The sequence below is a fragment of the Mesorhizobium sp. M8A.F.Ca.ET.218.01.1.1 genome (assembly GCF_004791165.1).
Classification (GTDB): Bacteria; Pseudomonadota; Alphaproteobacteria; order Rhizobiales; family Rhizobiaceae; genus Mesorhizobium.
This window is the reverse complement of the sequence record NZ_SRUZ01000004.1, coordinates 78537-91034: the sequence shown is the minus strand read 5'-3', so window position 1 is coordinate 91034 and position 12498 is coordinate 78537. Positions and strand designations below refer to the sequence as shown.

The following is a 12498-nucleotide window of genomic DNA, read 5'->3' as shown; positions in this document are numbered from 1 at the left end:
GACAGCGTGAGCAGCGGATGCCTTCCCTGGGATTGCCGTCTGGCAAGTGCGCAGATCACACCAGTTCCACTTCGACCACGCCCGGCACGGCGCGCATCGCCGAGGCGATCTGCGGAGAGACGCGATAGCCGCCCTGCAAGGCAATCTCGACCTCGCCCTGCGCCTCTTCCTTGATCACGATGATGCTCACCTGGCTCTCACCGCGCTGGGTGAGCTGGGATTGGATCATCGAGGCAGGCCCATCGTTCCGGACGAAAATGCGCAGCGCCTTTTGGATGCGGCTTGCTTCGTCTTCCAGCGATTGGACGGAGTTGATGCGCAGGTTGACACCCTCGGGCCTGTCTTCCGCCGCGACGGTGATGACAACGGAGCGGCCGGCTTCGAGGAGATCGCGGTACTGGGCCAATCCTTCTGAAAACAACACGGCCTCGTACTGGCCGGAGGTGTCGGAAAAGGCCACCACGCCCATCTTGTTGCCGGTGCGCGTCTTGCGCTCCTGCTTGCTGGTAACGGTGCCGGCAAGCCTGCCTGCGGAAGCGCCGCGCTTGACGGCAGCGGAGAACTCCGCCCAGTTCTGCACCCGCATCTTCTGCAGCGCCGCCTTGTACTCGTCGAGCGGATGCGCCGAGAGATAGAAGCCGACGACCTGGAATTCGCGGTGCAGCCGGTCGGCGGCGAGCCACGGATCGGTCGGCGGCAGGTTGAGCGCCTGCGACTGGGCGCCGAGCGAGGCGCCGAAAATATCGGCCTGGCCGGAAACGGCGTTCTGCTGGGCGAGTGACGCCAGCCCCATCATCCGCTCGACGCCAGCCAACATCTGGGCGCGATCGTGGCCGAAGCAGTCGAGCGCGCCGGCCATGATCAGGCTTTCGAAAACCCGCTTGCCGACGATCTTCGGGTCGACCCTCTCGCAGAAATCGGCCAGGCTCTTGAACGGCTTTTCGCCGCGAACGGCGACGATGTGCTCCACCGCGGCGTCGCCGACGCCCTTGAGGGCAGCCATCGAGTAATAGATGCGGTTCTCGCCGACCTCGAAGGCACGAAAACTGGTCATCACCGACGGCGCCAGGACCTCGATGCCGAGGCGCAGCGCATCCTGGCGAAAGTCGGCGAGCTTGTCGGTGTTGCCCATGTCGAGCGTCATCGACGCTGCCAGGAACTCGACCGGATAATGCGCCTTGAGATAGGCGGTCTGGTACGAGACGACAGCGTAGGCGGCCGCGTGCGACTTGTTGAAACCATAGTCGGCGAACTTGGCCAGCAGGTCGAAAATGAAGTCGGCTTGCGGCTTGGCGACGCCGCGCTCGACCGCGCCGGAGACAAAGCGCTCGCGTTGCTTGTCCATCTCGGCGCGGATCTTCTTGCCCATGGCGCGGCGCAGAAGGTCGGCTTCGCCGAGCGAATAGCCGGACAGCTCCTGCGCGATCTGCATCACCTGTTCCTGGTAGACGATGACGCCTTGCGTCTCCTTCACCAGATGGTCGATCTTGGGATGGATCGAGGCCATCTCCTCCTCGCCATGCTTTCTGGCGTTGTAGGTCGGGATGTTTTCCATCGGGCCCGGCCGGTAGAGCGCGACCAGCGCGATGATGTCCTCGATGCAGTCGGGCCGCATGCCGATCAGCGCCTTGCGCATGCCGGCGCTTTCCACCTGGAACACGCCAACCACCTCGCCGCGCGAGAGCATCGCGTAGGTCTCGGGATCGTCGAGCGGGATGGTCGCGAGATCGATGTCGATGCCGCGGCGACGGATCAGCTTTACGGCGGTCTCCAGCACCGTCAGCGTCTTCAGGCCGAGGAAGTCGAACTTCACCAGCCCGGCCTGCTCGACATATTTCATGTTGAACTGGGTGACAGGCATGTCCGAGCGCGGATCGCGGTACATCGGCACCAGTTCCGACAATGGTCGGTCGCCGATGACGATGCCGGCGGCATGCGTTGAGGCATGGCGGTAGAGGCCTTCCAGCTTCTGCGCCATGTCGAGCAGCGTCTGGACGATCGGCTCCTTCTCGGCCTCCTCGGCAAAGCGTGGCTCGTTGGCGATGGCATCGGCGAGCTTGACCGGATTGGCCGGGTTCTGAGGCACCATTTTTGAGAGCTTGTCGACCTGGCCATAGGGCATCTGCAGAACACGGCCGACGTCGCGCAGCACCGCGCGCGCCTGCAGCGTACCGAAGGTGATGATCTGGCCGACCTGGTCGCGGCCGTATTTCTGCTGGACGTAGCGGATCACCTCCTCGCGGCGATCCTGGCAGAAGTCGATGTCGAAATCGGGCATCGACACGCGGTCCGGATTGAGGAAGCGTTCGAACAGCAGTGAGAAACGCAGCGGATCGATGTCGGTGATGGTCGTCGAATAGGCGACCAGCGAACCGGCACCCGAACCACGCCCCGGCCCGACCGGAATGCCTTGTGCCTTGGCCCATTTGATGAAGTCGGCGACGATCAGGAAATAGCCGGGGAATTTCATCTTCTCGATGATGCCAAGCTCGAATTCGAGCCGCTCACGATATTGCTCGACCGTGTAGCCCGGTGTCGGTCCGTGCAGGGCAAGCCGGGCATCGAGCCCTTGGCGCGCCTGGCGGGCCAGTTCCTCGGCCTCGGCCTTTTCGGCGGCGTCCTTGTCGGAGGCATCGCCGCCCGTGAAACGCGGCAGGATCGGGCTACGGGTTTTCGGATAGTAGGAGCAGCGCAACGCGATCTCGACCGTGTTGTCGATCGCTTCCGGCAGGTCGGCGAACAATTTCGCCATGTCGGCCTGGCTGCGCAGAAAATTGTCCGGCGATAGCCGGCGGCGGGTGTCGACGGCGACGACCGAACCTTCGGCGATGGCGATCAACGCATCGTGCGCCTCATACTCGTCGCGCGACGAGAAGAAGGCCTCGTTGGTGGCGACCAGCGGCAATTCATGGGAATAGGCGAGATCGATCGAGGATTTCTCGATCATGCGATCATAACCCGAAACCCGGTCCAGTTCGACATAGAGGCGGTCGCCGAACATCGCCTTGAGCGTGAGCAGGCGCGCCTCGGCGAGATCCCGGCGATCTTCCTTCAGGGCTATGCCGATCGGACCGCGCGGCCCGCCACTGAGGCAAATCAGGCCGTCACATTGGCCGTCCATCATTTCGGTGGTCAGGTGCACCGCTTCGCCGGGCGGTGTTTCGAGGTATACGCGGCTGACCAGCCGGACCAGATTGGAATAGCCGGCTTCGGTGGCCGCGATCAGCACGACCGGCCGCATGTCGGGACCTTGCCGGCGGCGGTCGCGCTGGCCATCGCTGTTTTCGCCGGAGAAGGCGAGAGCGATCTGGCAGCCAATGATCGGCTGGATGCCGTCCTTCACCGCCTTCTGCGAGAACTCCAGCGCGCCGAACAGATTGTTGGTATCGGTGACGGCGATGGCCGGCGCTTCGTCCTTGACGGCATGGCCGACGATCTTGCCGAGTTGCAGCGCGCCTTCCAACAGCGAATAGGCCGAATGCACGCGCAGATGGACGAACGGCCGTGCCGGTATTTCAGGCCGCGCGGCAGCAATCGCGGCTTCGCGCTTCAGTGGGTCGCGTGGAAGTCTGTCGTCCGCCATGGTTTTTCGAGCTGCCGAAGGTCTTTGAGTCGATGAGAATGTATTGTCCGGGACCGGGCGATACCAGTCCAGCACAAACGACTACTGACCACAGGCTTCCAGCCCGCTCACGCGAATTCCATGATTACCGCGTCGACAGCCAGGCTGTCGCCCGGCTTGGCGTTGAGTTTCGAGACGACAAGATCGCGCTCGGCGCGCAGCACGTTTTCCATCTTCATTGCCTCCACCACGGCCAAGGTTTCGCCGGCCTTGACCTCCTGGCCCACGGCAACGGCAATCGACACCACTAGGCCGGGCATCGGGCAGACCAGCAGTTTCGACGTGTCCGGCGCCACCTTTTCCGGCATCAGCCGTTCAAGCTCGGCGGTGCGCGGCAGCATGGCACGCGCCGTCACCGACATGCCTTTCCAGGCGATGCGCAGGCCATTGGCGACAGGCCGGATCTGGGCGGCGACCCTGTGCTTGCCGACCGTGCCGCGCCAGATCAGGTCGCCGGGCCGCCAGTCAGATGCAACGGTCAGCGCCTTGCCGCCGTCGATCGACAGGTCGATCTCCATCGGGATGGAAATCATGCCTTCGAGGATCGACGCCGAGAGATAGTCCTCGCCGATCTTGACCACCCAATCACGCTTGAGCGCTCCCGAATGCGGCGCCAGCCGCCCGCCCAGCCGGTCGAGACGGTCGCGGCGCAGCAGTTCCACCGCGGTGGCGATCGACGCCAGCACGGCCCTTTCCCCGCTGTTCGGCACGACGGGGCCAAAACCGTCGGGATATTCCTCCGCGATGAAGCCCGTCGATATCGCCCCTTCCCGCCAGCGCGGATGCTGCATCAGTGCCGCCAGGAAAGGGATGTTGTGCTCGATGCCGTCGACCACAAAGCTGTCGAGCGCTTCCGACATGGCGTCGATGGCCTCGAGCCGCGTCGGTGCCCAGGTGCACAGCTTGGCGAGCATCGGATCGTAGAACATCGAAATCTCAGAGCCTTCGGTGACGCCGGTGTCGTTGCGGATCACGATGTCGCCGAATTGCCCTTCCTCCGGCGGCCGGTAGCGCGTCAGCCGGCCGATCGAAGGCAGGAAATTGCGATAGGGATCCTCGGCGTAGAGCCGGCTTTCCACCGCCCAGCCGTCCAGCTTGATGTCGCCCTGCTTGAGGCCAAGCTTTTCGCCGGCGGCGACGCGGATCATCTGCTCAACCAGATCGATGCCGGTGACGAGTTCCGTCACCGGATGCTCGACCTGCAATCGTGTATTCATTTCAAGGAAATAGAAGTTCTTGTCCTTGTCGACGATGAACTCGACGGTGCCGGCGCTCTGGTAGTCGACGGCCCTTGCCAGCGCCACCGACTGTTCGCCCATGGCCTTCCTGGTCTTGGCATCGAGGAAGGGCGATGGCGCCTCCTCGGCGACCTTCTGGTTGCGGCGCTGGATCGAGCATTCGCGCTCGCCGAGATAGAGCGCGTTGCCATGCGCGTCGGCCAGCACCTGGATCTCGATATGGCGGGGATCGACGACGAATTTCTCGATGAACACCCGGTCGTCGCCAAACGAACTCTTGGCCTCGGAGCGTGCCCGATCGAACCCGTCGCGCACTTCAGACTGGTCCCAGGCGATGCGCATGCCCTTGCCGCCGCCGCCGGCCGAGGCTTTGATCATGACGGGATAGCCGATCTCGCCGGCGATCTTTTCGGCATGGTCGGCATTTTCGATGACGCCGAGCCAGCCGGGCACGGTGGAAACCTTGGCGGCGTTGGCGAATTTCTTCGATTCGATCTTGTCGCCCATCGCCTTGATGGCTTTGGGTTTCGGCCCGATGAAGACGATGCCTTCCGCTTCCAGCGCTTCGCAGAAGGCGGCCCGTTCCGACAGGAACCCGTAGCCCGGATGCACGGCCTGGGCGCCGGTCGCCTTGCAGGCGGCGATGATCTTTTCCGGCACGAGATAGCTCTGCGCAGCGGGCGATGGCCCGATATGAACGGCTTCGTCGGCCATCTCGACATGCACGGCATCGCGATCGGCGTCGGAATAGACGGCGACCGTGGCAATGCCCATCTTGCGCGCCGTCTTGATGACGCGGCAGGCGATCTCGCCACGGTTGGCGATCAGGATCTTGGTGAACATGCGGGCAGAATTCCCCTCCGGCGAACGGTTCAGTTCTATGGACTATGTCGCCATGTCTCAAGTACCGCGATGGACGACATGAAAGCCGCGCCAGCGACGCGCCATTGCGCTCTCTGCCGAACCGGTTGTCGAATGGTGTGCTATCTGCGTCAACAAAGCCGACATTTCGTCTCATCTGACAGTTGATGAGCAGCCCAAAACCTGAAAACTTGGACACAAAAATCGCCTTGGAGGAATTGCCCGATGAAAACCCGCGCCGCAGTCGCTGTCGCCGCCGGAAAGCCGCTGGAGATCATGGAGGTCGACCTCGAGGGACCGCGCGATGGCGAGGTGCTGGTCGAGATCAAGGCGACCGGCATCTGCCACACCGACGAATTCACGCTGTCTGGCGCCGATCCCGAAGGCATTTTCCCGGCCATTCTCGGCCATGAAGGCGCCGGCGTGGTGGTCGATGTCGGCAAGGGCGTTACCTCTGTCAAGAAGGGCGACCATGTCATCCCGCTCTACACGCCCGAATGCCGGCAGTGCCCGTCCTGCCTGTCGCGCAAGACAAACCTTTGCACCGCCATCCGCGCCACCCAGGGGCAAGGCCTGATGCCCGACGGCTCGTCGCGCTTCTCGATCGGCAAGGACAAGATCTTTCACTATATGGGCTGCTCGACCTTCTCCAACTTCACCGTGCTGCCCGAGATCGCGGTCGCCAAGGTCAACCCCGACGCTCCCTTCGACAAGATCTGCTACATCGGCTGTGGCGTGACCACAGGCATCGGTGCGGTCATCAACACCGCCAAGGTCGAACAAGGGGCCACATCAGTGGTCTTCGGCCTCGGCGGCATCGGCCTCAACGTCATCCAGGGCCTGAAACTTGCCGGCGCCGACATGATCATCGGTGTCGATTTGAACAACGACAAGAAGGCCTGGGGCGAGCGCTTCGGCATGACGCATTTCGTCAATCCGAAGGAGATCGAGGGCGACATCGTTCCCCACCTCGTCAACATGACCAAGCGCGGCGCCGACCAGATCGGTGGCGCCGACTACACCTTCGACTGCACCGGCAACACCAAGGTGATGCGCCAGGCGCTGGAGGCTTCGCATCGCGGCTGGGGCAAGTCCGTCGTCATCGGCGTCGCCGGCGCTGGCCAGGAGATTTCGACAAGACCGTTCCAGCTGGTCACCGGCCGCAGCTGGATGGGCACCGCCTTCGGCGGCGCGCGTGGCCGCACCGACGTGCCCAAGATCGTCGACTGGTACATGGACGGCAAGATCCAGATCGACCCGATGATCACCCATACGCTGAAGCTAGAGGACATCAACAGGGGATTCGACCTGATGCATGAGGGCAAGTCGATCCGGAGTGTCGTGGTTTACTGAAGACGGCCACATGCCGCCTGCCAATCGGCCAGCGACCTCTGTGGTGAAACATGGGAGGAAATGGAATGGCGGAAAAACTGCATCCGAAAATCGACAATGGGCTGCCAAGGGAAAGCGCGAGCTTTGCCGGCGGCACGCTGGTCTGCGCCTGCACCAGCAAGCCGGTCAAGGTGAAGGTCAAGGGCCAGATCGCCCACAACCATGCTTGCGGCTGCACCAAATGCTGGAAGCCTGACGGCGCGGTGTTCTCGGTGGTGGCGGTTGCCGGCACCGGCGACGTCACCGTCACCGAGAACGGCGACAAGCTCAAAGTGGTCGACCCCTCTGCGCTGATCCAGCGCCATGCCTGCACCGGCTGCGGCGTCCACATGCACGGGCCGGTCGAGCGCGACCATCCATTCAAGGGCCTGTCCTTCATCCATCCCGAGCGCTTCGAGGAGGATGGCTGGTCGCCACCGGGCTTCACCGCCTTCGTCTCGTCGATCATCGAATCCGGAGTTGATCCCAAGCGTATGGACGGCATCCGGGCCCGGCTGAAGACAATCGGGCTGGAGCCTTATGACTGCCTCAATCCGGGCCTGATGGATTACATCGCCACTTGGACGGCCAAGAAGTCCGGCGCGCTGCCCGCCTGACAACTGTGACATTTCAGGTATGGGGCCGGTTGCGTTTCCGGCCCCTGCTTGTTTCTGGAGAGACGATGCCCGCACCCGCCATCTACGTCGACGCCGACGCCTGCCCGGTCAAGGCCGAGGTCGAAAAGGTCGCCGAACGCCATGGCGTCGTGGTCACTTACGTCTCCAATGGCGGCCTGCGGCCGTCGCGCGACCCGATGATCCGCAATGTCGTCGTCTCCAAGGGCGCCGATGCCGCTGACGACTGGATCGTCGACAACGCGAAATCAAACGACATCGTGGTAACAGCGGATATTCCGCTTGCCGCCCGCACGGTGGCGCTCGGCGCGCATGTGTTGGGACCGACCGGGCGGCCCTTCACACCGGAAACGATCGGCATGGCGGTAGCGATGCGGGACCTCAAGCAGCATCTGCGCGAAACCGGCGAAAGCAAGGGCTACAATGCCTCCTTCGCGCCGCAGGACCGCTCGCGCTTCCTCGGCGAACTCGACCGTATCTTGCGGCGCGCGCTGAAATCCGCCACACCGGACTAGCAACAAAGCGCCATCCAGGTGGAGACCGCCATGGCCGCCGAAACCCCGATCGAGAAACCCATGCAGCGCCACATGCTGTTTGCGGTATCGGCGTGTCTCGGTGCGTTTGCGCTGCTTGTGGCGTTGCTGCTGCACGCCCCGCTCGCCTATTCGATCGGCGCCAACGCATTTTTTGCCGCTTACGTCGTTCTTGTCGTCAGCCAGATGCCCAAACTCACCGGCAAGTATCTCAGCAAGAATGCACGCGCCACCGATCAGCCGGTGCTGGTCATCTTCGCGGTGACGCTCGTTGTCGTCGGCTTTGCCGTTGTCTCCTTGTTCCTGCTGATCAATCGGAAAGATGGGGATCACCCGATCCAACTCGGCTTCGCGCTGCTGTCGATCCCGCTCGGCTGGTTCACCATCCATGCCATGGCGGCGCTCCACTATGCCCATGTCTACTGGATGGACGGCGATGCGGTCGACGCCGAGACCAACAAGAAAATCCCGGTCGGCGGTCTGCTGTTCCCGGGCGACAAACGCCCCGAGGGCTGGGATTTCCTCTATTTCTCGACCGTCATCGGCATGACGGCACAGACCGCCGACACAAACATTTCCACGACGCACATGCGTTGTGTCGTGCTTGTCCACTCGGTCCTGTCGTTCTTCTTCAACACCGTCATCGTGGCCGCGGCCGTCAATCTCGCCGTCAGCCTGGGCGGTCCGTAATAAATCCGTGATCGGATGAAACATCGGTTTGGATCGCGACGTATCAGGAGGACAATGAACACGTAGGCCAAGCCGCAAGGCCGGGAGACCAGACAAGATGGAATCGGTTGCCAGAAGCCAATCCGAAATTGGACCGGGTGTCCCCGCTTCAAAAGAGAAAACATTGATCTACCGGCAGTCGCGATGGACGCGGCTGACACACTGGCTCTGGGCCATCTCATTGTTTTTCATGCTGCTATCCGGCCTGCAGATTTTCAATGCCCGGCCGCAGCTCTACATCGGCAAGCAATCCGGCTTCGGCTACAGCAACACCATTTTCGCCATAGGCGCCGAAAACACCAATGCCGGTCCGCGCGGTTACACCGAAATCTTCGGGCACCGCTTCGACACGACAGGCGTCCTCGGTTGGTCGGGTCCTGCCGGTAACGAGACGGCGCGCGGTTTCCCATCCTGGGCGACGATCCCCTCCTACTATGACCTCGGCACCGCCCGTGTGATCCATTTCTTCTTTGCCTGGATCCTGACTGCGACTTTGCTGGTCTGGCTGGTCGCCGGCCTGATCAACGGCCACATCCGCCGCGATCTGGCGCCGCGCCTGGATGACCTCAAACGCTTGCCACAGGACATCGCCAATCACGCCAGGCTCAAATTCCACCACACGCGCGAATACAACACATTGCAGAAAATGGCCTATGGCGGCGTGCTGTTCGTGCTCTTGCCTCTGATGATTATCACGGGCCTCGCCATGTCGCCGAGCATGGATTCGGTGCTGCCCTTCCTCAACGATCTGCTCGGCGGGCGGCAGACGGCACGCACTATTCATTTCACCGTCATGGCTCTGCTGGTTGCCTTCTTCATCATTCACATCCTGATGATTCTGGCCGCCGGCCCGATCAATGAGCTGCGTTCGATCATCACCGGCTGGTACCGCACCGATCCTCCCGCGCATGACGACAACACATCCGAGAGGAGTGCCTGACATGGCAAAATTCGAGATCAGCCGCCGGAAATTCCTCACCGCCGCCAGCCTTGGCGCTTCCGGCATCATGCTGTCGGGTTGCGACGCCTTCGACAGCCAGCTCAGCATCGGCAGCGGCCTGCGCGGTTTCCTCGAAAACGCCAATGGCCTGACCCACAGGGCACAACGGTTGCTGGGCGGTGGCAGTTCGCTGGCGCCGGAATTCACTGAAGCCGATATTCGTCAGCCAATGCGGCCGAACGGCGTCACCGCGCCGGATGACGACGCATACAAGGCCCTGCTCGCCAACAACTTCGCCGATTGGCGCCTAGAGGTTTCAGGCCTCGTCGAAAAGCCGCTGTCGCTCACCCGCGAGCAGCTCATGAACATGCCGAGCCGCACCCAGATCACGCGCCATGACTGCGTCGAGGGCTGGAGCTGCATCGCCAAATGGACCGGCACGCCGCTGTCGCTGCTGCTCGACCAGGCGGTGGTCAAGCCGCAGGCGCGCTATGTCATGTTCCACTGCCTCGACACGATCGACCGCAGCCTGTCGGGCGACATCAAATATTACGGGACGATCGACCTGATCGATGCCCGCCATCCCCAGACCATCCTTGCCTATGGCCTGAACAGCAAGCCGCTGCCGGTAGAGAACGGCGCGCCGCTGCGCGTCCGTGTCGAGCGCCAGCTCGGCTACAAGATGCCGAAATATCTCTACAAGATCGAACTGGTCGACGGCTTCGCCAATATTGGCGGCGGCCGCGGCGGCTATTGGGAGGACAACGGCTACGACTGGTACGGCGGGATTTGATGGCCGCCCGCATAGAGGCCGAGCACGATCTGTCGCCCATCGAGTTGAGTTCGCTCGAGGAGCGTCTCCATCGCGACAACCGGCGTATGACGGACCGCGACGACGACCGGGAACTGGCCTTTGTCATCCGTGATGATGCGGGACACGCGATCGGAGTAGCCGCCGGCTATTCCTGGGCGGGCACGTGCGAGCTCACATTGATGTGGATTGACGAGGCTCACCGAGGCCGCGGCCACGCAAGGCGATTGCTCGACGCTTTTGTCGCCGAGGCGGCCGATCGCGGCGTCAAGAAGATCTGGGTCGCCAGCCACGACTTCCAGGCACCAGGCCTGTATGAAAAGGCCGGCTTCGAGCGCATGGCCGAACTGGCGGGATGGCCCGAAGGCCATTCCAACATCATCCTTTGTAAAACGGTAGCGGCGGCCGGCGCGGCTTAGGCAACCTTGTCGAGCAACGGCTTCAGCGCCGGATGGATTTCCGGCGAGGCATGCTTGATCAAAGTCAGCAGTGCACGCTCATTCTCGTACAGAGGCCGGTTCACCCCGATATGTCCGACCAGCCAGCCGGCTTCACCGGCATCGATCGTCTCGGCGCGTCGGGCCAGCGCCTCGGTGGCCCTGTTCTTCGCCTCCCACTCGGTCTCTATGTCGTCAGGTGACCGATAGGCCTCGATAATGCCGGCAAGACCACCGGAGACCATGCGGCTGAAGAAACCGCCGATTTCCGGGCCCGCGTGATCGAGGAAGGTTTCGTGGCGCAGCGCCACCTCGCGGGTGGGCGCCTCGTAACCGGCCGAGCACATGACGAAATTGGCGATCGCCTTGACGAACAAGTCGTTCCAGGACGGATCGTTGTTGGCTTGGGCTGTCCGCTCGTTGATCCTGAACAGCACCTCGGCCTCGGCCCGGGTGATGGCGATGTTGCCATCGCCGCCATGGGCATGGAGGATACGGCGAAGAAGCTCGACTTCCGTTTTGGCGATCAGTCCGGGCACCAGCACACCGCCGAGCATCAGCGGCCCCTTGCCGTCGACGACCGCGTGGGCGACTTGCTCCAGCGCGTAGACGCAAAGCCGGCTCGGCGATGATTTCGCCTCTTCCAGCACGTGGACCAGCAATTCGAGTTCGGTCCGGCTGTCGACCATGCCGTCGCGCGAAATCGTGCGGACCAGCCAATCGGCGTTTTCCTGCGAAATATAGCCCGAGGGCTTTTCCTGGTGGACGATGTAGTCGGTGACCGCCTCGACGAAGAACGGTGCCCATTCCGCGCATTTGTCTCGCGCCGTCTGATCGAGCGCGAACAAGGCCTCGGCTTCGCCCCGGGTCACCACGCCGTCGGCGAACACGTCGCGGCGCAGCATCACGACATCCTCCGCAGTAATCCGGTTCTTCGACGTCAGCCCCGCCACCGGAGCGCTCATGATCAATTCGCCCATCTGTCGTCCCCGTCCGCCCAACGCGTCACATCGGCCTGCTATATCAGGAGTGTCTTGAAAAACCGCCAAATGGCGTGGTTAGCGAAGACTTGTGAGATCAATGTCGACCAAAAGTGTGCAGCGGTTTTGGGAGAACGACATGCATCAACAAAGATCTAAAGCGCGGGACGCGCTTAGATGTCGCTGGGAGGTGACAAGGTGTCGCCGACGGGCTATGGATGGCGCGTCGAGGGCTCAGGGTTTGAGTCCTACCTGTTTGCGGGAGAGAGCAGCGAGAGCTGCCGCCGAAGGGGAAATCGCCCGAAATCTCTCAGGCAAAAGAACCGTAGACGGGAAAGACA

General features: G+C 62.6%; 10 protein-coding genes and 1 riboswitch. Of the genes, 7 read left to right on the top strand and 3 right to left on the bottom strand.

Going from position 1 to position 12498, the window contains the following annotated elements:
- Positions 1–55 precede the first annotated feature (55 nt).
- A complete protein-coding gene (dnaE, locus tag EN861_RS16465) occupies positions 56–3583 on the bottom strand; it encodes a DNA polymerase III subunit alpha (RefSeq protein ID WP_135864378.1) in 3528 nt (1175 codons plus the stop codon).
- A 107-nt stretch (positions 3584–3690) separates the two neighbouring features.
- Entirely contained in the window at positions 3691–5703 is a 2013-nt protein-coding gene (locus EN861_RS16460; RefSeq protein ID WP_135864375.1) for an acetyl/propionyl/methylcrotonyl-CoA carboxylase subunit alpha, read from the bottom strand.
- A 243-nt stretch (positions 5704–5946) separates the two neighbouring features.
- On the opposite strand from EN861_RS16460, the gene EN861_RS16455 reads away from it, so the two are divergent.
- The 7 genes from EN861_RS16455 (at position 5947) to EN861_RS16425 (ending at position 11159) form a co-directional block, all read left to right on the top strand.
- Positions 5947–7074, top strand: a complete 1128-nt coding sequence (locus EN861_RS16455; RefSeq protein ID WP_127872608.1) for an S-(hydroxymethyl)glutathione dehydrogenase/class III alcohol dehydrogenase — start codon at positions 5947–5949, stop codon at positions 7072–7074.
- 65 nt (positions 7075–7139) lie between these two features.
- On the top strand, positions 7140–7709 hold the full coding sequence (gene gfa / locus EN861_RS16450; protein ID WP_127872609.1) for an S-(hydroxymethyl)glutathione synthase: 570 nt from the start codon (positions 7140–7142) through the stop codon (positions 7707–7709).
- Positions 7710–7774: 65 nt separating this feature from the next.
- Entirely contained in the window at positions 7775–8242 is a 468-nt protein-coding gene (locus EN861_RS16445) for a YaiI/YqxD family protein (protein ID WP_135864373.1), read from the top strand.
- Between the two features lie 30 nt (positions 8243–8272).
- The gene (locus tag EN861_RS16440) at positions 8273–8950 is read left to right on the top strand and encodes a DUF1345 domain-containing protein (RefSeq protein WP_127277653.1); all 678 of its coding nucleotides are present in this window, start codon (positions 8273–8275) and stop codon (positions 8948–8950) included.
- 97 nt (positions 8951–9047) lie between these two features.
- Entirely contained in the window at positions 9048–9929 is an 882-nt protein-coding gene (locus tag EN861_RS16435; protein WP_127872612.1) for a cytochrome b/b6 domain-containing protein, read from the top strand.
- Between the two features lies 1 nt (position 9930).
- Entirely contained in the window at positions 9931–10722 is a 792-nt protein-coding gene (locus EN861_RS16430; RefSeq protein WP_127277657.1) for a molybdopterin-binding protein, read from the top strand.
- Positions 10722–11159, top strand: coding sequence for a GNAT family N-acetyltransferase (locus EN861_RS16425; RefSeq protein WP_135864871.1), 438 nt, complete (start codon positions 10722–10724; stop codon positions 11157–11159). The genes EN861_RS16430 and EN861_RS16425 overlap by 1 nt, the downstream gene beginning before the upstream one ends.
- Here EN861_RS16425 and EN861_RS16420 read toward each other — a convergent pair.
- A complete protein-coding gene (locus EN861_RS16420; protein ID WP_135864370.1) occupies positions 11156–12157 on the bottom strand; it encodes a hypothetical protein in 1002 nt (333 codons plus the stop codon). The two genes, EN861_RS16425 and EN861_RS16420, sit on opposite strands and share 4 nt — an antisense overlap.
- Positions 12158–12406: 249 nt before the next feature.
- Positions 12407–12493, top strand: a riboswitch (glycine riboswitch).
- Positions 12494–12498 lie beyond the last annotated feature (5 nt).

Coding starts and splice junctions, on each gene's coding strand:
- dnaE (WP_135864378.1), bottom strand. CDS start 3,583: ATGGCGGACGACAGACTTCCACGCGACCCACTGAAGCGCGAAGCCGCG.
- EN861_RS16460 (WP_135864375.1), bottom strand. CDS start 5,703: ATGTTCACCAAGATCCTGATCGCCAACCGTGGCGAGATCGCCTGCCGC.
- EN861_RS16455 (WP_127872608.1), top strand. CDS start 5,947: ATGAAAACCCGCGCCGCAGTCGCTGTCGCCGCCGGAAAGCCGCTGGAG.
- gfa (WP_127872609.1), top strand. CDS start 7,140: ATGGCGGAAAAACTGCATCCGAAAATCGACAATGGGCTGCCAAGGGAA.
- EN861_RS16445 (WP_135864373.1), top strand. CDS start 7,775: ATGCCCGCACCCGCCATCTACGTCGACGCCGACGCCTGCCCGGTCAAG.
- EN861_RS16440 (WP_127277653.1), top strand. CDS start 8,273: ATGGCCGCCGAAACCCCGATCGAGAAACCCATGCAGCGCCACATGCTG.
- EN861_RS16435 (WP_127872612.1), top strand. CDS start 9,048: ATGGAATCGGTTGCCAGAAGCCAATCCGAAATTGGACCGGGTGTCCCC.
- EN861_RS16430 (WP_127277657.1), top strand. CDS start 9,931: ATGGCAAAATTCGAGATCAGCCGCCGGAAATTCCTCACCGCCGCCAGC.
- EN861_RS16425 (WP_135864871.1), top strand. CDS start 10,722: ATGGCCGCCCGCATAGAGGCCGAGCACGATCTGTCGCCCATCGAGTTG.
- EN861_RS16420 (WP_135864370.1), bottom strand. CDS start 12,157: ATGGGCGAATTGATCATGAGCGCTCCGGTGGCGGGGCTGACGTCGAAG.